The organism is Prolixibacter sp. DSM 2831 (genome assembly GCF_056493735.1).
Genome location: NZ_CM151379.1, coordinates 1,481,862 through 1,507,417 on the forward strand (window position 1 = coordinate 1,481,862; position 25,556 = coordinate 1,507,417).

The following is a 25,556-nucleotide window of genomic DNA, read 5'->3' on the forward strand; positions in this document are numbered from 1 at the left end:
CAGTGAGTTTTTCGGTTACTTTTCTTTAATCTTCAGCTCTTCCGTTGGGGTGACATTCATAGCAATTTACACTGTTATACACATAGTTATTCACGTCGGTGTGATGATCATCCGTTGTGGTTTTTTCATGTTCGTGGCAGTCGATGCACGAGAAATCGGCATAATTGCTCGAATTCGTGTGGCAATCGCTGCAAGAGGTCCAGGCCTGGCTGTGCGTTCCGCTATAGATGGGGAAGTACTGTCCGTCGTGGTCAAATGTTGCCGGCTTCCACGCTACATCGGTATGACAGTCGTCGCAGGTTGTCGGGAAATTCGCTGCCAGGTGGTTCGGATCGGTGGTGTTGTCATAATCCGTTTTGTGACAGCCGTAGCAATCGGTGGGTGTATTGCTGTATCCGTTGGCGTGGCATTTCAGGCAGTCGTTGGCGATGTCGGCATGCGCACCGGTCAGCGGATAAAAATCGTCGTGGTTAAAAGTTGCGGGACTCCAGCCCGGATGCGTCGTGTGACAATCCTGACATTGTTGTGAGAACCCTGCCGTGACGTGATTCGGGTCGGTGGTATTATTGTAATCCTGAGCGTGACAGGAATAGCATTCAGGCGATAGACCGGTAAACACTCCATTCTGGTGACAGGCCGCACAGTCGCTAATAGCGTGCCCTTCCGTCAGCGGGAAGAAATCGTGGTTGAAGCCTTCGGAGGCCCAGTTAATAGCATTGATAAAGTGACAATCGGTACATTCGGTCGAAAATCCGCCGGCGATGTGGTCAGGATTTTTCGCTGCCATGAAATCTTCTTTGTGGCAGTCGTAACATTCCACCCCGATGGGATCGAAACGCATCAACGAGATTGATTTGTGGCAGTCGTAGCAATCGGCCATGGTATGCGCTCCGGTCAATGGGAAGCGGCTTCGCAGGTGTATTTCCATGATGTTGGTCACGGCCCACGTTGTCGTGTTGTGACACTCGTCACAGTCCTGTCCGACGGTATTTTCGTGAATATCGTTGTGGCAGGCATTGCAATTGGCCGGAGCCTGCGAAAAGACCAGCGAGACATGGCATTGTCGGCAGGCCACGCTTTTGTGGGTGCCAATCAGGGCAAAACTGGTCGTATCGTGGTCGAACTTGGGATGTTCAATCAGATTCCATCCTTCCGGTGAATGGCACACTTCACATTTCACGTTGAAGTCGTCCCCGTGAGGCGACTGTGCCCATAACTGGATGGGCAGTAGCAACAGCAGTATTAGTTGTGACAGGTAGCGCATTCGATGGATTTATAGGTGTATTTTGTATATGAACCGTCTTTCGATTTTACTTGCGGATGACAGGAGACACAACTGACTGAAGCGTGCGCACCCTCTAGTTTGAACCGCGCCTGGTTGTGGTCGAATTTCGATGCGCTCCAGTCGTCAAATCCGTGACAACGCGAACAACCTTCATCGCCGTATCGGGCGAATTGTCCGTGGTGAACATCCTGATGACATTCGGTGCAAGAAGGATTTAATTTGGCAAATCGTTGTACGGTTTTTCCGTTGTCTCCTTTGGTGTAGTGACAAGCTCCGCAGTTAGTTTGGGCGTGAACTCCTGATAAGGCAAATCCGGTTTTACTGTGATCGAAAGATACTTCCGACCACGCATTCTCATCGTGACAGGAGTTGCAGCCGTCCTTCAGCGTGTACTGGTTATCCATGAATCCACTATGCACGTTTTGATGACAATCGATGCAATTGCTGCCAATATTCCGGAAACGCCACCGATCTTCTTTCTTGTGACAGGAAAAGCAGGGAGTAGCCATGTGGGCACCGTTCAGCTTAAAGTTACTCAAATTATGCTTTTCTATGGTATAATTGGTGAACTGAAATCCTTTAACCGTGTGACAATCTTTGCAATCGGAGGCCGGATTGGTTCGTGTTAAGTCGCCTTGGTGGTAATCGGCATGGCAGTCGCTGCACCGGTTATGGGCTAATGGAGCGGCATAATTGTTTTTGTGGCATTGCTGGCAAGCGACTTTCGAATGAAGTCCCTGCAATGGGAATCCGGTTTTGTTGTGGTCGAAGTTCGCCATCCCTTTGATTTGTGCCCACGACTGTTCGCTGTGACACTGAGTGCAGGTTTGCCCGAATTTGTTGTGGTGGACATCTTCGTGACAACTGGTGCAGTTCGCATGTGCCACGTCTGCGAAATGCTGGAACGGTTGACCATCGATGGTTTCTTTTTTGTGGCAATCCATGCAGTTTACTTCCGCGTGTTTCCCTTTCAGGGGAAAATTGGTTTCGTTGTGATGAAACCCCGGTACCGTTTTGAAACTTTCAAAATTGTGACATTCCGTACAGTTATCCGAAAGGGTTTGCCGGTGGTAGTCCTGGTGGCACGACAGGCATTGTTGTGAAAGTCCGAGGTAGGTCAGCTTTTTGTCTTTCAGTTTGGGTTCGGTGATGAACTCCTTCTTGTGGCAATCCTGACAATCAATTTGCTTGTGTTTCCCTTCTAATTGGAAGCCGGTCAGGTTATGATTGAAGGTGGCTTTGTCGAGGTTGAGCATGTCGAAATCGCGGCCGTGGTGCTCGTTGTGACAACCGGAGCAATCTTTTCCCTGCACTTCCGATGAGGCGTGATATCCTTCGTGTTGTTGAATCCGTGTGGCAATTTCGGTGTGACAGTCCAGGCATTTTTCGTTCGTTACCTTGTCGCCCAGCTTATGGCATTTCACACAGTTCCGGATGCCTTCGAGGTTCGCATGTGCTTTCGACAGTTCGCCGGGCGATATCTGTCCCCAAACGGCTGGAACCAATACAATCAGGGCGATTATGCACATGAGCACCTTCTTCATATGGGCTTTGTCAGGTTGTTAGTGTTTCATCATTACGTCACCGAATTTCCGGGTGATGGTAATACCGGTTTTCTTCAAAAATTCCGTGGGGAGTTCACCTCCTGCAAAAATATAGATGAGGTCGTTCGGAATGGTTTCTTCTTCATTGGTTTCACTGTTCCTGAGGATGACCTGTTCCGGCTGAATCTCCGTTACATTGGTGAGGTATTTGACGGTCAGTTTTTGTTCGGCAACAGCCGCTTCCAGTTTGGTTGCATTTCCTGGTTTAATCCGGTTGAAGCTTCCGCTGCGGTACGATAAAGTTACGGTATTTTGTTCAGCCAGCATCATGGCTGATTCGACGGCCGAATCTCCTCCGCCCACCACCACAATACTTTTGTTTTGTATGATTTCCGGATCGAGCAGACGGTACCGTACTTTCTCCAGGTCTTCTCCCGGCACGTTCAGCTTTCGCGGAGTTCCACGTCGTCCGATGGACAGCAGTATTCGGGCAGCTGTCAGGCTTTCGTTTTGCGAAGTTGTTACCTTAAAGTGGTCGCCTTCCTTTTCGATGCTTTCGACTTTGGTGGTTTCCCGGATCGGAATATTATTTTTATTTAAAACGGAAGTCCAAAGGTTCAGCAGCTCAGCTTTCGAGGTGTTCGACAGTTTTACCTTCCCGTGAAGGGGCAAGTCCATCGGGGCCGTCATGACGACTTTGGCGCGCGGATAGGTGAAAACAGCTCCTCCGAGCGTGTCCTGGTCAAGTGTCACGAAATTCAGCTGGTGTTTTTTTGCGGTCAGCGAAGCAGATATTCCGGCCGGACCGGCACCTATAATGATGAGATCGTACGTGGCATTGTGTTTTTTCGGAAAGTGGTGAACCACGTTGTCGATGGCCTGCCGTCCCTGTTCTACCGCATTTTTAATCAAGCCCATGCCGCCTAATTCGCCGGCAATGTAAATTCCTTTCACGTTGGTTTCGAAGGTCTGGCTTACGTGAGGCAGATCGACGCCACGCTTTTCGGTTCCAATGTTCAGGGTGATGGCTTCTACGGGACAGGCATGAAAACAGGCGCCGTGACCAATGCAGTGTGAGGCGTTGATGACGGTTCCGCGGCCCGACCGGATGCCCAGGACATCGGTTTCGGGACAGGCTTTAACGCATGCACCACTTTTGATACAATTATTGACGTGGATGACGGGATGCAGCGAAACAGGCTCGTACAATCCGTTTTCCTTCGCCAGCGCAATTTTGGATTCGGCACGCTGTGTTTCCCGCCTCAGCTTCAGTAAATAAATTCCCAAAACGATGGCAATGATGAGGAAAACCCCGCCATAAATCATCAGCTTCTCTAACCATATGTCTGCCATTAAAAAATCCATCGGTATCCGAATAATATCGTGACGGTTACGTGAATAACCATAATAATCAGCATGATCAGCGCAAAAGGCTGGTGTGCAATGTGCCAGTACCGGAACAGATTCTGCATCTTTTCCAGCCGTTTGATCCGGCCAGTCAGTTTATCCTCTGTTTTCAGTAACCTGATGGCTTTGCGTATCTCTTTTCCGCGCATTCCCTTCTTTCGCGACTCTTTTTTCAGCAAGCGGATGGCAGCACGCCGGTTTTCCTTCATAGAAGCAAAAACCTGTTCTTCCACCCCGTAATCGGTCCGGAGTTTGCGTTCGATTCCTTTCTGCAAAGAATGTACTTCGTTCAGGTTCATTTCGCGACCTTCGATGGTATGTGGGATTTGAATATAGATGTAACGTCCGATGACACCACTGATGACAACGGCGACCATGCTCCAGAAACTGGCGGAAACAATGCCTCCGAACTTGAAGGAAGTGTGGAATAGAATCAGAATAGCTCCGAGAGTGCACAGAAAGATATGAAATTCAAGCCAATGTTTCAAACGTCCCCAACGCGAAAACATCCGCATCCGTTTGCGCATCATGTAGGTAGCGATGCCGGTGATGATGAGCAAGGTGCCCACAATGCCGTATCCGTGTCCCAGAATACCACTTGGTTTCAGTAGATTATAGTCGGGATGATGGAACCGGTCGACGATGGGCGTGGTGTAGTAGGAATAGCCTGCGATGGTCAGTGTGGCAGTAACGGCCACCACGATGACGACAAATGTTCCGATGTATACTTTGTGTGCTTTTGGCGACATAAATTCGTTTTTTAGTTACTCACTCAATCTGGTTAAGGGCGAATTCTTTTCCTTCACGAACGCTGCCACCATCATTCCCAGAATGACAATGACGGTGATGTAAACGGCGTTGGGAACAGGCGGCGCTTCTCCTTGTGCGTACGAATGTAGTCCGGACAAGTAGTAGTTCACTCCGACGAACGTCATCAGTACGGAGCCAAAACTCAATACGGACAGACCGTTGAATATCGCGTTGTTCTTCATTCCCGGAATTTTCCGCAAGTGTAACACCACGGCATAGACCAGGATGGTGACCAGCGACCAGGTTTCTTTCGGGTCCCAGCCCCAGTAACGACCCCACGATTCGTTAGCCCAGATTCCACCCAGAAACGAACCGGCTGTGAGCAGAATCACTCCAATGATTAAGGTAATTTCGTTTACTATCGTGATTTCACGGATGTGCAGGCTCAGTCGTTGATTATTCTTCTGATTTCGGATGACGATGAGAACCAGGTTCAGGAAACCCAGTAACGCTCCGATGGAGAGGAATCCGTAGCTGGAGGTAATTACGGCCACATGAACAATCAGCCAGTAGGATTTCAACACCGGAACCAATGGTGTGATTTCCGGGTTGAGCCAACTCATTCCCGCTACCAGCAGCATGATACCGGCCAACAGATTGGTGACGGCTAATGTGATGCCCGACTGGCGCGACAGGAATAGTCCGGCGAGGGCCGTTGCCCAGCCCACGAAAATCATGGTTTCGTAACCGTTGCTCCAGGGCGCATGCCCCGAGATGTACCAACGTAAAATCAGACCGAAGGTGTAAACGGCGAAGATGAGCATCGAAAGCACCATGCCGGCCAGGTTAATGCGCCTTGTTTTCATTTGCGGGCGGAAGAAGATAACCAATTGAACAATGAGTAGCAGCGAGCCGAGCAGGGCGTAAACGATTGCCAGTTTTCCAAAGAGGTTGGCCTGGTTGTAAAAATTCTCCATCCTGATTTTCGATTGGGAAGGAATGATGCTTCCGCCGTTGGTCAGCTGATATTGTTTCAGGGCCAGCAGCAGTTGGTCGGACTGGCTCCAATTGCCACTGGTTTGCGCCTGCTGCACCGCCTGCAGATAGTTGGTGTAAATCGTCAGCGGTTCGGTCGTACGTTCGTTGCTTCCGATTTGCTTCAGCGTCTGTTCTGTTACCCAGCTGTCGCCATGATTTCCGGGCAAGGGGAAGAGCTTTAAAAAGGATTGATTGAACAGTTGGTAACAAATGTTTACCCGCTCATCGAGGTTGATGACTTCTTTGTCGAACTGGTTCCGCTGGCCGGGCTCTTTGTGGTATGCGTTGTTGGCGAGTTCCCGCAACTTATATCGACCATTTTCGAATAGTTGCTGAAAACTAATGTATTCGCCTGAGCTTCCCAGTTGTGAAGCCAATTCTTTGTTGTAGACCTTAATCAGTTTTTCCTGCTGCCATTTTGCCGGATTGGAGAGCATGCCCAGTATCACTTCCGTGGAAGACATATCGCGGTAGCTTTCGCTTTTATGAATCTTTCGCATTAGCGCGGAAGAAATGGTCGAAAATGGTTCGACACGCCCGTTACGGTTTTGGACCAGCAAAAAGTTGAGTTCTTTGATGTGTTGTGCTTTGCTACCGGAAAGCGTTTGTGCATTGAGTGTGGTTGGTAAAGCGGAGGTCAGCAGTACAAAAACGGTGATGAGTCCCAATGAATTGCGCTTCAGCTTTCTGATTTCAGCACCTTGCAGGATAAGGGTATGCACGCGGCTGTTCCGGTTCATCAGCGTTAGGACCATCCCGATTCCCATGAGCAAATAGCCCAGGTAGGTGAAAAATGTTCCCCAATAGTCGTGACTGACGGAAAGAATGGTTCCCCGTTCATCGCGGTCGTAAGAGGCCTGGAAAAATCGGTAACCTTTGTATTTCAGGATGTGATTCATGAAAATGCGGTAGGGAAAAGAGGAACCGTCGGGATTCTGAACCGTTACCTCGCTGGCATACGACGAAGGGCTGTGCGAACCGGGATAACGTTCCAGAATGAAATTATTCAGCTTAACCGAGAATGGCAGCTCCACGGATTTGGCTCCGAAAGAAGCCGTGAGATTGAGAGCACCCAGTTGTGTTTGCACCGGAACGGCTTCGCCATCACGGTTCAACAAGTTCAAGCGCTTTACATCATTGCCCGTTGAAAGGGAAACGACAAGTCCCTGCATGCCGGAATTGTCTGTTGCTACACTGGTCATGCTCTTTTGTGCGGAGGGGAGAAACGATTTGATAACGAACACCTGTCCGCCCACACGATAGATGGTCTTTTCCTTCGCCAGATGCAGGACGCCGGGCAGCAATACGGTCGTGTCCCGGGTCATCATGCCGGTCATTAGCACCGTATCAGTGCTGGTGAATGCCGGTTGGTTGTCTTTCGCACTGAAAGTGATGGTACCCGGTTGCCCGGAATGGAAGGAGTAGGTTTGGTTATCGACAGTGGTTTCTTCTCCCTGTAACAGTTCGCTTTCGTGTCCGCCTTTGCGACTGTCCATGATGAAGAGAGAGAGTCCAGGAACGCCAACCGTAGCGGGGACCAGCTTTTCGGCTGCATTGGGGATGTACAGCTCGGTTTCCATCCGGACTTTCATGCCGCCAATTTCGAGCGATTCGCTGTATTGGTTGTTACCCCGCGGCGTCAGGCTGATGGCTTTGGATACCGACTTTTTCACACCCATGTAATCGGCTTGCAGGGTGAGGTAGGTTTCATTCAGTAGCAGCTGGTTGGAGGACACTCCTTCGCGAATGTGCATTATCCCTTCGTAACCGAAATAGCTGGTAATGGCCCCTCCGGCCAGGATGAAGAGAAAAGCGACATGGAATAGCAGGATGGTCCACTTCTTACGGTTGACCAGATTGTATTTCACTACGTTGCCGGAGATGTTGACAGCGACCAGCCACAAAACGACCTGGAACCAAATGGCGTTGTACACCAGCTTATGGGCTGTGGCGGTTCCGTAATCGCGCTCAATAAAGGTGGCCCATGCTATAGCAACAGCGAAAACCGTCATGAGGATGACGGCGGTGGTCATGGAGAAAAGGAGATTTCCTGCCTTCTTCATAAGTTTGGTTTTAGAGGGGGAACCACTCATTTCACATGCACATAGTCATTTATTAAAATGAATGGATGTTGTGAAAATAGTTGGAGTTATTCAAAATAGGAAATGTTGGGTGTGATTTATAATGCTTTCAGATAGGGGATTAAGGTTTCTGTGATGAAACAGTCTGATTGATAAGTTTCATTTTCGGACGGTAAATTCCATTTGCCATCCTTACCCTTATTTAGTAAATTTTCGGGTAGAACTTAAAAAAGGACCATTATGCCCATTATGCCATTAGACGGACAGCGATTTGACGAAGAGCCCTATGCTTTGGATCGGACACTTTGTGGTTTCAATGCATTGATTGACTATTTGAACCTGGACGTGAAGAAAGCGAACGAATCGACATCGGCTGAAGTGGCGCGGATGATTCGTGAATTAACCAACGAAGAATTGGATCCGGGTATCGGTATTGGAGAGCAAAGTAAGCAGCTTCAGAAACTAATTGACACCTGTATAAAAGGACCGGAGGAGCAACGGAGGGTTATCGAGCTGGCTGATGAGAAGTTTGAGAAGTTGAGGGTGCATGGAGAGTGGACGTGAAACTGAGAAAGGGAGAACGTGAGAGTGGGAGAAGATGAGAAGGGGAGAAAGGGAGATGGAGCGAGTGGGAGAACGGGACCCCGAAACTTCCAGGGAAGATTGCATCAAACGAACCTTTCCTCGAAGCCCAACAATAGCAACAACAGTAACAACAGTAACATAGTAACCTTCATAACAACAGTAACCGCGAAGCGCAACCTGTGACCTTGCTCCGGCTTCCGGTTTGCAGTTTCGGACGGATGGATTATTTTTGCATTCCGTTATTAAGATTGATTCTTAATTTTTCGAGACATGCAGCAAGTAGTGGAGAATTTCTGGACCCGGTTTGAGGAGCCCGTATTTTGCCTGGCTCCGATGGAGGATGTGACCGAAACTGTTTTTCGGGAAGTGGTGATGAGAATGACCGATCCGGGGAAGTTGCATGTGATTTTTACCGAATTTACTTCTGTTGAAGGCCTGAACCATCCGGTAGGACGGGAGCGGGTAGGCGAGCGACTAATTGTGAATGAATCGGAACGGGAGTTACTGCGCAAGCTCAACATCAAGCTGGTGGCCCAGATTTGGGGGAAAACGCCGGAGATTTACCGCAACATGGCGCAGTTCATTACCGAAAACTACGACTTCGATGGCCTTGACATCAACATGGGCTGCCCGGTGAAGAATATTGTGAAACAGGGCGCCTGCAGTGCTTTGATCGACCAACCCGCGCTGGCGCAGGAAATTGTGCTGGCGGCCAAAGAGGGAACGCATCTTCCGGTTAGTGTGAAAACCCGGACCGGTATTCGCCAGCACGAAACGGAGCGTTGGATTAACCAGCTAATCGATACACATCCGGCAGCGCTGACGTTGCACGGCCGTACGCAAAAACAACAATCCGATGGCGAGGCCGACTGGAACGAGATAGCCAAAGCAGTTCAGGTACGGAACGAGCGGGACGTTAACATCCCGGTGCTCGGAAACGGCGATGTGAATTCGTGGCAGGAAGGAATGGATCGGGTAGCGCAAACCGGCGTGGATGGCGTGATGATTGGCCGCGGAATCTTTCATGATCCGTGGTTCTTTCAACCAGGTAGAACGGTGCCGACACCTTCCGAACGGGTAGATATGCTCCTGTTTCATACCCGTCTTTTCGAGCAAACCTGGGGCGGGAAGAAGAATTTCAATATTCTGAAGCGTTTCTATAAAATCTATCTTAATCATTTTCCCAATGCGTCGCACATGCGGGCGGCCCTGATGGAAACCAAAGACTACGACGAGGTGTATCGTTATTTCGAAGAGCATCCGGTAGCTGAATTTCTCTAGTCCCTTTGATAGCACTGCTTTATTATGCTTTGTCTTGATTGACAGAAGACAAGGTAAACCTTTCCTGTGTTTTTGTTGTTCATACAGGTTGAAGTCTCCGGTGAGAAATAAAAGAGAGAAACCGAGGTATGACGATGAAGAGACTTACCCCGTCTGCCGAAGTTCAAATGGCTTTTAATCCCGGAATGTAGCTTAACTAGTCTTTGCAGGAAAACGGCAGATACTGCGTTATTCTCGTTTTTGAATCGGTCATTTACCATTAGTAAACTCCCTGAATTCAAAAACTTCGAAAGCCTTGTCTTTGACATTTTCTTATCAAAGACCTGAAAAATGCGGTTTTCTTGCAGGCACCAACTAACATTATTCAAAAACAACTTAAACTTGTTCATGATGGCAGCAAAATCAACCAAAAACATTTCCCGCCGCCGTTTTATCCGCACTTCAGCAACAGCCGCCTTTGGTATTTCCATGATTCCCTATATCAGTCGGGGCAGTCTGGCTGTCGAAAATCCGATGAAGCGGGTATTCGGGCGTACGGGCTTTGAAGTTACCACCCTCGGTTTGGGCGGTCAGGCATCCATTCAGTGGACTCCATCGGATGTCGATCCGGTGGCTATTATTCTGAAAGCACACAAACTGGGCGTGAATTATTACGATACATCGAATGTATATGGTCCAAGCCAGATGAATTACGGAAAAGCTTTCCGCAAGCTGGATATGGTTCCCGGTTTGCCCGGATACCGCGAACGGGCCCGCCGGAATATCTTTCTGACGTCCAAAACACACCTTCGTTATGCGAAAGGTGGCGATAATGTGGAAGGCGTCCGGAGTGGTACCAATGGCCCCGATGGTTCCAAAACACTGGATGACGTGCGTCGTTCGCTCTCGCAGATGTTTGGCGACGGAAAAGGTAACTACCCGAAAGGCGCCTATCTCGATATGGTGTTGATTCACAGTTTGTCGACCTGGCAGGAGCTGGATGCGGTGTATGAAGGTTTGGATAACCCGGACCCGAATGCAGAACGAATTGGAGCTCTGGCTGCCTTGCGTGATGTGCGGGACGGTACCAATCTAACAGGACTGAATCCAAAAGAAGAGAAGCTAATCCGCCACATCGGTTTTTCCGGCCACTACGATGCTGCTTTAATGATGGCCATGATACAGCGGGATAAATACGAACTGCTCGACGGTATGTTGGTGGCTATCAATGCCAATGATAAACTGAATTTCAACATGCAGAACAATGTGATTCCGGTGGCAGCCGCCAAAAATATGGGAATCATTGCTATGAAAGTTTTTGCGGACGGTGCTATGTATACAAAGCCTGCTACCTGGTCGAACAAACCGGAACATGTGGTTCGGACTGTAGGAAGTGCTTCGCTGCCCAGTACGCCGCTGGTTCAATATTCGCTCACAACACCCGGCATTCATACTGCCATTATCGGAATTGGTCACATCAGTGATGAGCACCGCGATTGTCAGTTGACGCAGAATCTGGCTTCAGCGCAGGTTGAACCGAACAGTTTGTCGGCATCCGACCGGGAGAAGATTGAGAAAATGGCGAATGTGGTGAAGAGTGGCAAGACCAACTATTTCCAGATGGACCACAAACCGTTGTCAGCTCCACGTGAAGTGGCTCTTCAGCAACGAAATGAAGGAAGTACCCGAAAGGCGGTTCTGACCTGGCAAACGGCCTATGCCGGTGCCTCGCCGCTCGATCGGTATGAAATATGGCGTGACGGCGAAAAAGTGGGACAAATGCCCTATCGTCCGCAAACAACAATGGAACCTTTTGTTTATGAGGACGTAGTAGAAGACAATGCAGCGCATAGTTATATCATGAAGAGCGTTGACAAGCAGGGGGAATCAGCTTCGTCCGAAGCGGTTACCATGCAAGCAGTCTGAAGGAGTTAAGTAGTCATTCTATTATATTGTGAAAAGCAATTATTTCGTACCCGGAATAATTGCTTTTTTTGCTTCATGGTAAATGAAAAAATCGTTTCGGAGACTGGAAAACGATGATTTTCTGTTATTTTCGTTTCCATCTAACCAATCAACTAACAAACCAAACACATGAGAACACGCACATTTTTTTTCCTGCTTCTTTGTTTGATATCTGCGCCGGCTTTCGCCGGAAATGGTCACTGGCAGAGTCTTTTCAATGGCAACGATTTATCGGGATGGAAACAAATTAACGGTACAGCTCCCTTTGAAGTAGTCGACGGGGAAATTATCGGAACCACGATTACTGGCTCCCCTAACTCGTTTCTGGCTACGCAAAAAAATTACGGCGATTTCATCCTCGAATACGAAATGAAAATGGATGAAGGCCTGAACTCGGGGGTCCAGATTCGCAGTTTGAGTACGCCGGATTATCAGAATGGTCGGGTACATGGCTACCAGGTAGAGTGCGATGATTCGGAACGGGCCTGGTCAGCCGGCATTTATGATGAAGCTCGTCGCGGCTGGCTCTATCCGATGGAATATAATCCGAAAGGGAAGGCGGCTTTCAAAAAGGACGGGTGGAACCATTACCGGGTCGAAGCCATTGGCAACACCATCCGGACCTGGTTGAACGGTGTGCCTTGTGCCAACCTGGTGGACGACATGACTCCCGAAGGTTTTATCGCCTTGCAGGTACATTCGATTGGAGATGATCAGACGCATGCCGGCAAGCAAATCCGGTGGCGGAATATTCGCATCATGACAGGTAACCTGGAGACGGAAAGTATGCCGATGCCGGATGTACAGCAGGTGAGCTACCTGAACAATCAACTCACTGACTGGGAAAAAGCGCATGGCTGGCAATTGCTGTGGGATGGTAAAACCACAGATGGCTGGCGAAGTGCCCGTGGTGGAGATTTTCCTGATAAGGGTTGGTCCATTTCGGATGGAGTTTTGACAGTTAATGCATCGGATGGAAAAGAATCGGCTAATGGCGGCGATATTATTACGAGCCAACGTTATCGGAACTTCGTGCTGGAAGTGGATTTCAAATTGACTGAAGGAGCCAATTCCGGCATCAAGTATTTTGTGCAGACCGGTTTGAATAAAGGGCCGGGTTCATCGATAGGATGTGAATATCAGTTGTTGGACGACCAGCGGCATCCCGATGCCAAGCTGGGCGTGGATGGTAACCGGACACTGGCTTCGCTGTACGACCTGATTCCGGCCAATGCGCAGTGTTTCGACCCGGCCCAGATGGTGAAACGTTTCAACGGAATAGGTACCTGGAACCGGGCCCGGATTGAAGTCCGCGGTGATACCGTCAGTCACTTTCTGAACGGGGTAAAAGAAGTGGAATATGTTCGGAATAACCAGATGTGGAATGCGCTGGTAGCCTACAGCAAGTACAAACCTTACCAAGGATTCGGGAACTTTCAGGATGGGCATATCCTTTTGCAGGACCATGGGAACGAGGTTTATTTCCGGAACATCAAGATCAAGCCGTTGTAATCAATCCTTGCTTTCCGGAACAAGTCTTGGGCCTGCCGGGTGAATCAATCCGGGATCGTCTGCCTGTGGATTTTTAATGGTAGCAGCGATGGGGTAGGCATTCATGTGCTCGGCCGGAAAGGGTTGTAACATGGCCATTATTTCGGTTAAAGGAGTGGATGGATCGAGCCAGGCTTTCTCTTGTTCCCGAAGGAGGATGACGGGAGCGCGTTCGCGCGGAAGTCTTCGGAGCAATTCGTTGGCGGTTGTGGTGATGATGACGAATGAATGAATCATTTCACCCGTTGTCTCATCCAGCCAGGTGTCATAGATTCCTGCGAAAGCGAAAGGACGAGCCTTCTTCCGGAGATAAATCAGAAACGGTTTGCTTAAACCGTGCCCATTGGTTCCCTGGATATAAGCGTCGGCCGGAACGAGGCAGCGTTGTTGCTGAATGAGATATCGGATGGGCTCAGGTAGCTCCAAAATTTTTACATCAATGTGGCTGACGAATGCGTTTTTGTCTTGGGTGGGAAAAGGCATAGAGCCCCAAATGTATTGTTGTAGCGTTTCCGGTTGCTGAGAAGTGATGACCGGGGCGTACTTTCCGGGAGCGATGTTGTAGGATGGTGTCCATTGGATATTTCCGGGTACGAAAACCTGAAACCGTTTTCGGATTACGTTTGCTTTTTGCACGAAAATATATCGGTCGCACATAGTCTGGAATTGAGATTTTCATTTAAGTTACAAAAATTATAAACAGAAGACAGTCAGGGAATATGCTCTTTGGATCGATTGCAACTTGTTCTTTTTTATGATAATTTTATGAAGCTCATTTCCGGTGACGTAAATCCGGAAACACTGAATACTGACAACCGAACTGTAACTAAACCCGATGTAATGAAAAGGAATCTGTTTAAGTGGATCGGAGCGGCTGCTTTGGTAGCATTGTATGCCTGTGGTGGCTCCGGACAAAAAGAGAAGAAACAGGAGAGTGCCTTTACCGGTGCTGCCGGTGAAGTGAAGCTTTTAGTACTCGATCCCGGCCACTTCCATGCCGGCCTGGTGCAAAAGACCATGTACAAGCAAATCTCACCCGACGTTCATGTGTTTGCACCTGCAGGGAGCGATGTTCAGGCTTACCTGGCTCAGGTGGAAGGCTACAACAACCGTGCTGAAAATCCAACTTCGTGGAATGAAATCGTTTTCACAGGACCGGACTTTCTGCAGAAAATGCTGGCAGAAAAACCGGGAAATGTGGTCGTTCTGGCCGGGAATAACCAGGCAAAAACAGAATACATCAGCCAATCGGTTGGTGCCGGTTTAAATGTGCTGGCCGACAAACCGATGGTCATCTCGCCGCAGAAATTTCCGGAGTTGAAGGCGGCTTTTAAAAAGGCAGACGAGAATGGCGTGTTGTTATACGATATCATGACCGAGCGATACGAAGTAACTACACGCTTACAAAAAGAACTTTCGCGCCTTCCCGATATTTTCGGAGAACTGCAGCAAGGCACTCCTGACGAACCCGCCGTGGTGGAAGAGAGCGTTCATCATTTTTATAAGCTTGTTTCCGGGAAACCGGTACAACGGCCGGCCTGGTTTTTTGATGTAGAGCAACAGGGCGAAGGCCTGGTTGATGTGGGAACGCATTTGGTGGATCTGGTACAGTGGACTTGTTTCCCCAATCAGGCACTGCAACCCGAAGATGTGCAGATATTAAAGGCCAGTCACTGGTCAACACAGCTTACTGCTGATGAATTCGAAAAAGTGACCGGAATGGCTGATTTTCCTTCCTACCTTGAAAAATATATGGTGGAGAACCAGTTGGAAGTAATGGCCAACGGGGAAATGACTTATCAACTGAAAGGTGTGAATGTGCGGGTGAAAGTGGAATGGAACTATGAGGCTCCCGAAGGAGGAGGTGATACGCATTATTCGTTTATGCGGGGCAAGCTTTGCGATTTGGTTATCCGGCAGGGTGAAGAAGAAAATTATCAGCCAACCTTGTATGTTGAGGCTCACGCAGATGTCGATTTGGGAACCTTTGCCGGTAATTTGGAAAAAGCTGTGATTCAGGATATGCCGATAACCGGTTTGTCGTTGGAGAAAACCGGAGACCGTTCCTGGAAAGTGGTTATTCCGGACCAATATCGGGTTGGGCATGAAGCTCATTTTGCCCAGGTAACCGAAAAATATCTGCAGTATCTGGTGAAGGGAAAGTTACCTTCATGGGAAGTTCCGAATATGATTACAAAGTATTACACGACAACGGAAGGGCTGAAGATGGCCCGAGAAGTTGAATAGTGACTTATTGAAGAAAATAGCAGAGGGCATCCGAAACGGTGCCCTTTTTTAATTGTTATCGGATTTCACCAGGAAACGGACCAATTTGGCATAGAGTTCCGCTGGGTTGATAGGTTTCGTCATGAAGTCATTCATGCCGACACTCTGTGCTTTTCGACGGGTTTCGTCCATCGTAGCGGCTGACAAAGCAATAATCGGAATCTTCTGAATTTTTTCGTCTGATAGTTTCCGGATGTGCAGTGTTGCTTCCAGACCATCCATTTCCGGCATCTGAATGTCCATCAGAATCAAATCGTAGGTATTTCGACTGATCTTTTTCAGTGCCACCAGGCCGTTTTCCGCCCGGTCGATGGTGAGGTTCCACTTTTTGAAAAGCTGTGTGGTGAGGTAGTAGTTGATATCGTTGTCTTCCACCATCAACACTCTTTTATCGGAAAAATCAACCGGCTCTACCGTATCCGCCTGGCGTTTCTTTCGTTTATCCTGCATGACCAGTTCCGGCGGCACTTTTTCAAATCGTAGCGTGAAGTGAAAGTCTGAACCTTCGCCTTCTTTGCTTCTGACGGCTATGTTGCCCCCCATCAGATCAACCAGTCGCTTGCTGATGGTCAGACCAAGTCCTGTACCGCCGTAATTCCGCTGTGTACTCAGATCGGCCTGGGTATAGAGTTTGAATATCTCCTTTATTTTATTTTCCGGAATACCGATACCTGTGTCCTTCACCGAAAAGTTCAGATGAACGTAGTGCTCGCTCTGTTTTTCGGTTGTAATCGAAATTTGGACCGACCCTTGTTCTGTGAATTTCACCGCGTTGCTGGTCAGGTTGTTCAGTACCTGCGTCAACCGGGTTTTATCACCTTTGATCCAGCGGGGAACATCTTCACCGATTTCTGATAACAGTTCCACCTCTTTCGGCTTGGCTGATGGCCCGAAAGCGCCCGTCAAATCTTCCACCAAGCCCGGAAGATCAATAATGGTTTTCTCTAATTTGATTTTTCCGGCCTCTATCTTATTAAAATCAAGCAGATCGTTTATAAGGAACAGGAGATTTTCAGCCGAGAATTTGAGCGTATGCAGGTTCTTTAGCTGTGATTTGCTGGGCTTCTGATCGAGAAGTAAATCGGTCAATCCGATGACAGAAGTAAGCGGCGTTCGTATTTCGTGCCCCATAATGGACATGAATTCAGCTTTCTCCTGCATGGCCTGCTCTGCTTGTTGTTTGGCAATCCGAAGATGTTCGTTCAGCGTCAACTGCTGTAAAATGATACTGGCCTGATGTAACAGCGGTTCAATAAGCTCTCTTTCGAGCGGAGCTGCTCCTTCCTGTTTCAGAAAGTGAATGCCGCCATAAATAGAGCCTTGCTGAACAATTCCTGCCGAGTATACATCGGTGATTGACAGTTTTTGTTCCAGCTTTCGGGCTAATTCTTCCGGCAGATTCTTTCGGGTAATGGATGACCAGCCATTTTTATGTTTTAGTACCCTGCTATTCGAAAGGAAATTCTGAATGTCACGGGTCAGATCAAATTTCTTATGAAATAGATTTTCTCCCAGCTCTTCGTTTATCTTATCAATTAATCCGTCAGGGATGCCGGTAATGGCATGAATGTTATAACTTTTGTCTTTCTGGTCAACTTTTAAATATACAGCAATATATCCCGGGAGGTGAGGTTTCAGCATACTTTCCAGGTAATTGAATACTTCATCTGTGTTGTTCAGCCGGATGAAATGCATCGCTGTACGCGCCAGTACAGTTATCTTCTCGCGGATGGCTCCAACGCGGCGTTCGCTTTTTTTCTGATAAGAAATATCGAACAGGATACTCAGGAAATTTCCTTTTTCCCCTGAGGTTTCGGTTAGCAAATGAGAATGGGCCAGCACCGGAACGATTCCCCCGTTTTGGTGAATAAATTCCAGCTCTGCCGGTCGAATATCCTGCCCTTTAGCCATTGCTTTTAAGCGGCAGTGGAGTTTTTGCTTGCTTTTATCGGTTAGCAGATTGAATACATTCAGCTGCTGTATGGGATAATCCGGGGATAACCCAAGCTTTTTGTATCCCATCTTATTCAAATGAACAAGCTTTCCTTCAGTCGTATATTGCATGTAGATCTCCGGAAAATCTTCCAGCAAATCATGAATCGACAACTCAGAACCGGCATTGGCCGATTTTGAAGTAAATGGTTCAAGGCTCAGAAGATTGATGTCGTTATACCTGATGGCCTGAATGAGCAGCATTTTGTTGTCGACGGAACGGATGAGTTGTTTGGCTTTGCCATCATCTTCCAACTGATTGGAAAAATGTTCGTAATCGGCCGGAGTGGCAAAAAAAAGATCAACCTTTTCGGGAATTTCTCCGAAAAGCTGGCGGACCTGCGGTGTATACTCAACAATTTCTCCCTGCCGGGTTTCAATCAGCAAGCCGATCTGTGTATGCGGGGTGCCATTTACTCTTTGTCCGGGGGAGACTTTCTTCTGTTGATTTTTCATCGCTATTTAGTTCGGTATAATAATTTACAAAATGTTTCTGACCTGTAAATGCGGCAGTTACAGAATTATTCGGACAAGTGTGTTGATAACCTTTATTCCCGTAAAGTTGAAATTCGAAGACGTGGTTGGCAATCTGTTGATATTCAGAAGTAAGAAGGAGAGGGAAATATCTGGAAACGCAATGAAAACAGAATTCGACCTGTTTAAAAAAAAAAGCAGATCAAAAGAGACTTGTTATTCTCTTGATCTGCTTGGAAAGGCTTTTATTGTTCACTATCCGGGTACATGACATCCTGGATTTGACGCCATGTAACCAGCTTGATATTGTTTTCTTCGAGAAGAGCATTCATCTCGTCACTGGTCATCAGGTCATAATCGTTTTGTCTCCACTTCGCACCAAAGTCATCATGATGGATCATGACTGCCCGGCTCTCATCGTTGTCGTATGCCAGATGGACGATGATTTGATTAAGGCCCGGCTGCATATTTTCAATAAACTCCCGGTAGGGCTGTATCCAGTTCCCTTCTGCAGGCGCTTGATTCAGCATGAATAAATGATCGACCATGATATTTTCTTTGGCAATCTGTTCCAGAAATTGCGGAGCTGCTGCGAGTAACATATCTTTGGGAATCAGCACAGGAATTCGGTATTCGTGTCCCAACTTAATTAGTATCTGATAAAAAGCAGGGTTTACCATAACTGAACCCATATGATTGTCGAGATGAGTAGGATGGATTCCGAAAGCTATCGCCCGGTCGATTTGGGCACGCATTTCTTTCTCCACTTCCTCTGGTTTGGCATTTGCTCCAAATGCTTCAACCGTCGGATAAAAATAGCCTTCTTTATTTTGTAAACTCGGTACCAAATCGTTCGATGTTACAGGGCCGAATTTGAAATTTTCCCATTCGGACGTTAGCGTGAGATGGATGCCGATATCTGCTTTGGGATTTTTTTTTGCGAAAGCGGCTATTTCCTGGAACCACGAGCATGGGACCATGATGCTTCCCGAGGTAATTCCTTTCTTTTCAAACGCATTGATGACTGCGGCGTTGGTACTGTGCGACAAGCCCAGATCATCGGCATGAATGATTAGCAATTTGGCATTTTTGTCGTAGCCCAGTTTTTCGGCCAGATTTGGAGTTGATTGTGCAAAGGTTCCGGAGGCGCTCATGAAAAGCATGAGTAAACCACCCAGCAGTGTTGTTAGTTTCATGATGTTGTTCGTTAGTTTTCGGTTCTGAAATTACAAAAAGGGAAAGGAATTTTGATAGTATTTATGGAGAAACCAGCATGTTTGTTTTCCGGAGGTACGGTGATTTTAAATCAGATCACCGCTCTCGTACGGAAGATTGAAAAAGAATAAGGCGCCATCCTCGTTATTCCTTTCCAGCCAAATCTTTCCTCCAAGCATTTCAACATAGGCTTTCGATATGGCCAATCCGAGACCAGCTCCTTCGTGGTTTTTGGTGCGGGTTTGTTCAGCCTGGATGAAGCGTTCAAAAATTTCGTCCTGCATTTCTTTTGGAATACCAATGCCGGTGTCCTTCACGTAGAAAATTATCCGGTTGTCTTTAATGTTGTAACCAAAGTTAATTTCGCCCTCATGGGTAAATTTAAGGGCGTTTTTAATCAGGTTGGTTAAAATCTGGTATAACTTCAGTTTATCGGTGTTAATTTGAACGGAAGAATCATTTTTCCGGTCGCTGGTATACTTGATTTTCAAACCCTTCTTTTCTGCTTCCAGCACAAAGAAATCGAGCAGCTCTTTCATCAACTCTTCTACGTCGACCTGCTGTTTGTATAGGGTCACCTCTCCGGCTTCGATTTTGGAGATATCGATCAGGTCACTGATGATGGTCATCAGGCGGGTTCCACTTTCGTGGATAATCCGAATGTATTCGAGGCGTTCGCTGTTGGTTTCCGATTCCTGCAACAGCTCCGAAAATCCGAGAATCCCGTTCATGGGAGTCCGAATTTCATGAGACATATTCGCCAGGAAGGCGCTTTTCAACCGGTCGCTTTCTTCGGCTTTGTCCTTTGCCAGCTTGAGATCGCGGTTGTATTGTTCAATTTGTTTGTGGCTGCGGGCCAGTTCCAGTTCGGCTTGTTTGCGCTGCGTTATGTCGATAATTGTTCCGATGTAACCCACCAGTTTCTGGTGCATGTTGTATTCCGGAATGGTCATTCCCATTACCCAAACGATCGTGCCATCAGGTCTGACGAAGCGGTATTCTGCCTGTGAGGGTTGTTGGTTTTCGACACTGATATTCCAGTTGTATTTTACCGTTTGAATATCCTCTGGCATAACCGCCTTCAACCAGCCGTATCCTAATGCCGATTGCTTGTCGATACCGGAAAGCTTGCACCACTGTGGATTGACATAGATGGTTTTTCCCTCCGCATCGGTGCGAAAAATACCTACCGGCGAATGATTGACCAGCGTATGAAACAGTCGTTCGCTTTCCAGCAGTTTTACCTCCATTTCCAGATGTTCGGTAATATCGTTGGCGAGAATCAGTTCTGAAGGACGATGCGAAAACTCGATTCTTCGTGTGAAGGTTTCCATAAAAGCCACTTGGCCGCTTTTCAGCAGAAAAGGACGTATGTGCACATGGTGAAATTTCGAATACTTTTTGGAGGTTTCTTCCATAATGCCTGCCGAATTGTCTTTCGGTTCCAGGTCCGCTATCGTAAGTTGAGAAAATTCCTTTTTGGAATAGCCGAATGTTTTGATGGCAGCATCGTTGGCAGCTGTAATTTTTTGAGTCTCGAGGTCGTACAGAAATACCGGTTGCGGGTTTTCTTCAAACAGTAGCTGGTAATTATTTCCGATTTCTGCGAGTTGTTCCTCGGCTTCTTTAAGCTGGGTGACATTCGTGGCGGTTACCAAAATGGCTGATTTTTCATCCCAGGTAAAATCACTTAGCGACAATTCCAGCCAGACTTGCTTTCCTGATTTGCTGATGCTCTTGACAATCGTCCGCGTTTCGATGTCATTCTTGTTGAAGTTTTCTACAATATCCGACAAACACCGGTATTCAGATTGCTCCTTTCGGGCTACCTTAATGCACTCGGATTTCGACGTCAATTGTTTCCGGGAGAACCCCAGGATTTCTTCCAGGGCATGGTTGGCATAAACCACTCGTTCACCGGCGATGATGATAATTCCGGACGTCGTGGTTTCCAATAAGGCAACGAAGCGCTTTTCTGATTCCTGCAGTTTCCGGGTACGCTGGTTGACCCTTATTTTCAGGAATATGGAAGTGAGCAGAACAATGACGCCCAGGCCTGAAACCAATAACAGAATATTGAGATAGAAGTCGGCATTGTGTTGAACGATTTGGATATCGCTGTTACTTCGCACCCATATTTCATAGTTTTGGTCTTGAAGAGGGCTATCGTCCCGCTGGGCCACAATACCGGTAATATCGATAACGTCGCCTTTTCTGAAGTATTCGACCAGCGATTTGTTGAAGTCGCTGCTGAATGCCTTTATCTGTTGTTTTCCGTTGTCGTATTCCAGTATCAAAAAATCTCCCCGGTTGCCTCGTCCTTCGTTGACGATGCGCGCTTTCAGGTTGACCAGCCTCCCCTCCATTTGTTCGAGTGACTGAGTTACCAGTTTCATTGGCTGTACGATTCTTCGATGTAGCGAATCGAGCATGGTAACTTTGGCTGAATCTATCTCGGTTAGTCCCCAATAATGACCTATTTTTCCATACACAGCAATGCTGTCGCCTTCTTTTACCGGAAAATCAGGGAAGTTGCGGTTGTAGACAACTATTCCACCGGTGGAATCCTGGAGAGCAATGATCATTTGGCTTTTCATGAGTAACCCTGAAGGAATCGTAACGCGTCCCTTTACTTCAACCCACTGTCCGAGACGATCAGGAATGAAATTGCTGTCACGGTCGGCTCTGGCTTCACCGATGGACATAGCTTTTCGTTCAGTTTGTGAAACTGCCGGCTCAGGGTAGACGGTAAATGTCAAAAGCAGATAAACTAATATCAGTAGCCTGTTTTTCAAGTAATAATGGAATTTCGGTAGAGGGTTGCTATTGTTTTCCCGCTTCGTTAACGGGTAATGGCTTTTAAATGTTTAGTTCTTGTGATTTTTGTAATTAGGGTTGTACTTCGTTTTTCGGGTTATGTTTTATAAGTTATGTATAATAACGGAATGTCAAAGTAGTTTATTATCTGTTGCAACGACAATTTGTCTTAAAAATGAAGGGTTGCAGCACACATCGGCTACTGCAACCCTTCGTTCAATTTTGTAGACGTTTTTATTTATTTTCCGGCACGTGCTTCCAGTTGTTTTCTTTTCAAAGTGATGAGATGACCGATGGGGTGGCCATCCCGGTAGGTGACTACCCGCAAGGTTATCGGGCCATCCGGTAATTCAACAGGGCCGGTATATTTCGGACAGAAATTGTCAGGCATGGTATCGTCGATGGTGTAGTAAATTACCAGGTCCGGAATTTCGGTGCTCATTACCAGCATTAACTTGCCGTTTTCCTTTTTTGTTTTAACTACGGCGTCGTAAACCGCTTTAGAATAATTCACCTGTTCAACGTCGGCGCGTGAAAATTGGTTTTCCATCCGGCGGGCAAAGTCATCCCAGTTTTTGGCTGATTTGGGCGACCAAAAAACTTCCGATAGTGCCCAGGCACGAGGGTATGTCATGTAATCTACATACCGAAAGGTCGGGGTCTGTTCGGTCCACAAGTTTCCCTGACCACCGAGAATGTATTTTGGATCGACGCCTTTGGGAACAGGCTCGAAGCTATATGTTTTCGAAACACGCAGGTTGGCGTAAATGGGAGGATCAACGGTCGGGTCTCCCTGACAATAATCAAGATAGGCGTAAGTAGTAGGAGTCATTACCACCTCGTGTCCCATTTTTGCGGCCTCGATGCCGCCTTTCATGCCACGCCAGCTCATCACGGTTGCATCGGGTGTGATACCTCCTTCGAGGATTTCGTCCCAACCCAACAGACGTTTTCCTTTCGATTCGAGGATTTTCTCCACACGGTTCATGAAATAACCTTGCAGTTTCTCCACATCGGTAAGCTTTAGCTTTTTCATGAGTGCCTGACAGCCCGGATCTTTTTCCCAGAATCCTTTGTAACATTCGTCGCCACCGACATGAATGTATTGGTTGGGAAAGAGTGCGGCTACTTCGGTGAAAACCTTATCAAGGAATTTGTAAACATCTTCGTTTGCCGGATCCAATGTATTGTCGACAAACATTTTGAAGGTTCCGTCATCGTACCATTTGGCAAAACTTGAGCCCGGATTTACTTTAACGCTGGTGTCTTTTGTACAAGAAAGCTCCGGGTAGGAAGCGATGGCCGCCATACTGTGGCCAGGGACATCGATTTCAGGAATAATGGTTACGTAGCGGTCTTTGGCATATTGGATGATGTCACGGATGTCATCCTGGGTATAAAAACCGCCTTCGGTTGCTTTTTCTCCGGGTTTGGGAGCTTCACGATCGCCAAAGTGTCCGTAACGTTTTACCCGCCATGCACCCACTTCGGTGAGTTTGGGCAGCGATTTGATTTCGATTCGCCATCCGTTGTCATCGGTGAGGTGCCAGTGAAACGTGTTGTATTTGAACCGGGCCATCTGGTCGATGTATTCTTCGACTTCTTTCTTGGTAAAGAAATGACGGCTGACATCGAGCATTAAACCACGCCAGGCGAACCGAGGATAGTCGGTAATCGAAACAGCCGGAACATTCCAGTCGGCATTGGTTTTTGCATTGCTTTCGATTTCTTTCGGGAAGAGTTGCAGCAGGGTTTGCATTCCATAGAACAGTCCGGCCGGTTTATTGGCGGAAATGACTATATCTTTAGGAGTTACATTCAAAGTGTAACCTTCATCACCCAATGTTTTATCTGCTTTTTTGTTCAGATTTAATTGGATGGTCCCTTTATTGCCTTTTTCTTCTTTCAGGTTCAAACCGGTTGGAGTGTTTAGTTTTGATACCAACATGTTGGCTACATGTTTTGCATCATCGGCATTGTAGGAAACGGAAGAACCGGGTGTTAGGGCATAAAATCCGTCCGCAGGGACCACGTCAACCGGTTCCGGGATCAGGTTCAGGCTGTTAGTCTGTCCGTTGACCGTCGCAACAGTCCAGACAAGCACCAGGAAAAGCAAGTTTTTCATCGTTTTTATTTAATGGATTAATATTCAGTTGAAGATTAGGTTTGCGTTGCCGAAACGTGACAACGTTGCCGATAAATATAGAAAATGTTCGTAACGATCATAAAGGTTTTAGAAAGGTTCTTGTTATTCCGACAATTTTCAAAAAAAGCAATTGACGCAAATGGTTCTAATGGTTTGGCCTTAAATCTTTCCTAAATTTTGGGCCGGGTAACTTATCTTTTCGTCCAGTTTTGTATTTTAGGCGGCGCTTTGGGTGGTCTTCCATTCGGTAAGCTGTTTTTTCGGGTAACCGGAAATAGTTACAAATGAAAAATTTCGTTTTCCATGACAGATATTATTAAATCCATTATCCTCGGAATCATTGAAGGGATTACCGAATTTCTGCCAATCTCGTCTACCGGGCATCTCATTATTGCGAATCAGTTCGTAACATTTGAGGAGAGTTTCACCAACATGTTCGATGTGGTGATTCAGTTGGGAGCCATCCTTTCCGTTATCTACTATTTCAGGAAGGAGATTATTCCCAAAAGCCTGAATATAGCTGAAAACAAACGCATTTTTGATATTTGGTTCCGGGCTGTTGCCGGCGTGGTGCCAGCCCTGATTTTGGGTGCCGCATTTGGTTCCTACCTCGAAGAAAAGTTGTTCAACCCGGTAGTGGTTTCAACGATGTTGATCATCGGGGGTCTGGTCCTGATTTTCATTGACCGGAAAGACCGGCCTTCGCGTTTTCATGACGTTGCCAGCATGGATTACAAAACGGTTTTACTCATCGGTTTGATTCAGTGTATGGCCATGATTCCCGGAACATCCCGTTCGGCGGCCACCATCATTGGTGCCATGTTGCTGGGAGCCGACCGGAAAACGGCTGCAGAATTCTCCTTTTTCCTGGCCATCCCCACCATGATTGCTGCTTCCGGTTACTCGTTGCTGAAGCATCACGCTTCGTTGAATAGCCATGATTTGCTTGTGTTGGGAGTTGGTTTTGTTGTTTCTTTTATTGTGGCGTTGCTGGTCATCGCTTTCCTGATGAACTTTATTCGGAAACACACTTTCCAGAGTTTCGGTTACTACCGGATTGTGCTCGGAGTAGTCATCCTGACCTGGATTTTTCTCTGGTAAATCAATCTTCTTTTTCAACTAAAATATTCACCCCGTTTCCTTTTCATTTTTGATAGAGG

General features: G+C 47.3%; 16 protein-coding genes. 6 read left to right on the forward strand and 10 right to left on the reverse strand.

Annotated features, from left to right (window positions below; all coding sequences use genetic code 11):
- Positions 1–25: 25 nt before the first annotated feature.
- From AC060N_RS05890 to AC060N_RS05910, 5 genes are read right to left on the reverse strand one after another with little or no spacing between them, the layout of a single operon-like run.
- Positions 26–1,264 carry a hypothetical protein gene (locus AC060N_RS05890; protein ID WP_479526275.1) on the reverse strand — a complete coding sequence of 413 codons (1,239 nt, stop codon included), beginning with the start codon at positions 1,262–1,264 and terminating at the stop codon, positions 26–28.
- The gene (locus AC060N_RS05895) at positions 1,243–2,829 is read right to left on the reverse strand and encodes a cytochrome c3 family protein (RefSeq protein WP_479526276.1); all 1,587 of its coding nucleotides are present in this window, start codon (positions 2,827–2,829) and stop codon (positions 1,243–1,245) included. The genes AC060N_RS05890 and AC060N_RS05895 overlap by 22 nt, the downstream gene beginning before the upstream one ends.
- A gap of 18 nt (positions 2,830–2,847) precedes the next feature.
- The gene (locus AC060N_RS05900) at positions 2,848–4,182 is read right to left on the reverse strand and encodes an NAD(P)-binding domain-containing protein (RefSeq protein WP_479526277.1); all 1,335 of its coding nucleotides are present in this window, start codon (positions 4,180–4,182) and stop codon (positions 2,848–2,850) included.
- Positions 4,182–4,985, reverse strand: a complete 804-nt coding sequence (locus AC060N_RS05905) for a hypothetical protein (RefSeq protein ID WP_479526278.1) — start codon at positions 4,983–4,985, stop codon at positions 4,182–4,184. Before AC060N_RS05905 ends, AC060N_RS05900 begins: the two co-directional genes overlap by 1 nt.
- 15 nt (positions 4,986–5,000) lie before the next feature.
- The gene (locus AC060N_RS05910) at positions 5,001–8,087 is read right to left on the reverse strand and encodes a cytochrome c biogenesis protein (RefSeq protein ID WP_479526279.1); all 3,087 of its coding nucleotides are present in this window, start codon (positions 8,085–8,087) and stop codon (positions 5,001–5,003) included.
- Positions 8,088–8,345: 258 nt separating this feature from the next.
- Between AC060N_RS05910 and AC060N_RS05915 the strand changes: the two genes are divergently transcribed.
- From AC060N_RS05915 to AC060N_RS05930, 4 genes are all read left to right on the forward strand, one after another.
- The gene (locus AC060N_RS05915) at positions 8,346–8,669 is read left to right on the forward strand and encodes a hypothetical protein (RefSeq protein WP_479526280.1); all 324 of its coding nucleotides are present in this window, start codon (positions 8,346–8,348) and stop codon (positions 8,667–8,669) included.
- A gap of 291 nt (positions 8,670–8,960) precedes the next feature.
- Entirely contained in the window at positions 8,961–9,971 is a 1,011-nt protein-coding gene (locus AC060N_RS05920) for a tRNA dihydrouridine synthase (protein WP_479526281.1), read from the forward strand.
- 387 nt (positions 9,972–10,358) lie between these two features.
- Complete coding sequence (locus AC060N_RS05925; RefSeq protein WP_479526282.1) at positions 10,359–11,876, forward strand: aldo/keto reductase; 1,518 nt, start codon at positions 10,359–10,361, stop codon at positions 11,874–11,876.
- Positions 11,877–12,044: 168 nt separating this feature from the next.
- The gene (locus AC060N_RS05930) at positions 12,045–13,427 is read left to right on the forward strand and encodes a 3-keto-disaccharide hydrolase (protein WP_479526283.1); all 1,383 of its coding nucleotides are present in this window, start codon (positions 12,045–12,047) and stop codon (positions 13,425–13,427) included.
- Here the strand turns inward: AC060N_RS05930 and AC060N_RS05935 are convergent, their stop codons facing one another.
- Positions 13,428–14,123 (reverse strand): SOS response-associated peptidase, encoded by a 696-nt coding sequence (locus AC060N_RS05935; protein ID WP_479526284.1) that lies wholly within the window; start codon positions 14,121–14,123, stop codon positions 13,428–13,430. It abuts the gene before it with no gap.
- Between the two features lie 183 nt (positions 14,124–14,306).
- On the opposite strand from AC060N_RS05935, the gene AC060N_RS05940 reads away from it, so the two are divergent.
- Positions 14,307–15,713 carry a putative oxidoreductase C-terminal domain-containing protein gene (locus AC060N_RS05940; protein ID WP_479526285.1) on the forward strand — a complete coding sequence of 469 codons (1,407 nt, stop codon included), beginning with the start codon at positions 14,307–14,309 and terminating at the stop codon, positions 15,711–15,713.
- Positions 15,714–15,761: 48 nt separating this feature from the next.
- Here AC060N_RS05940 and AC060N_RS05945 read toward each other — a convergent pair whose 3' ends face one another.
- From AC060N_RS05945 to AC060N_RS05960, 4 genes are all read right to left on the reverse strand, one after another.
- Positions 15,762–18,200: an ATP-binding protein gene (locus AC060N_RS05945; protein WP_479526286.1), complete on the reverse strand. Its 2,439-nt coding sequence runs from the start codon at positions 18,198–18,200 to the stop codon at positions 15,762–15,764.
- A gap of 263 nt (positions 18,201–18,463) precedes the next feature.
- Positions 18,464–19,414, reverse strand: coding sequence for a polysaccharide deacetylase family protein (locus tag AC060N_RS05950; RefSeq protein ID WP_479526287.1), 951 nt, complete (start codon positions 19,412–19,414; stop codon positions 18,464–18,466).
- Between the two features lie 105 nt (positions 19,415–19,519).
- Positions 19,520–22,228, reverse strand: coding sequence for a PAS domain S-box protein (locus AC060N_RS05955; protein WP_479526288.1), 2,709 nt, complete (start codon positions 22,226–22,228; stop codon positions 19,520–19,522).
- Positions 22,229–22,488: 260 nt separating this feature from the next.
- Positions 22,489–24,375: a beta-N-acetylhexosaminidase gene (locus tag AC060N_RS05960; protein ID WP_479526289.1), complete on the reverse strand. Its 1,887-nt coding sequence runs from the start codon at positions 24,373–24,375 to the stop codon at positions 22,489–22,491.
- 324 nt (positions 24,376–24,699) lie between these two features.
- Here AC060N_RS05960 and AC060N_RS05965 point away from each other — a divergent pair, with 324 nt between their 5' ends.
- The gene (locus AC060N_RS05965; RefSeq protein ID WP_479526290.1) at positions 24,700–25,497 is read left to right on the forward strand and encodes an undecaprenyl-diphosphate phosphatase; all 798 of its coding nucleotides are present in this window, start codon (positions 24,700–24,702) and stop codon (positions 25,495–25,497) included.
- Positions 25,498–25,556: the final 59 nt, after the last annotated feature.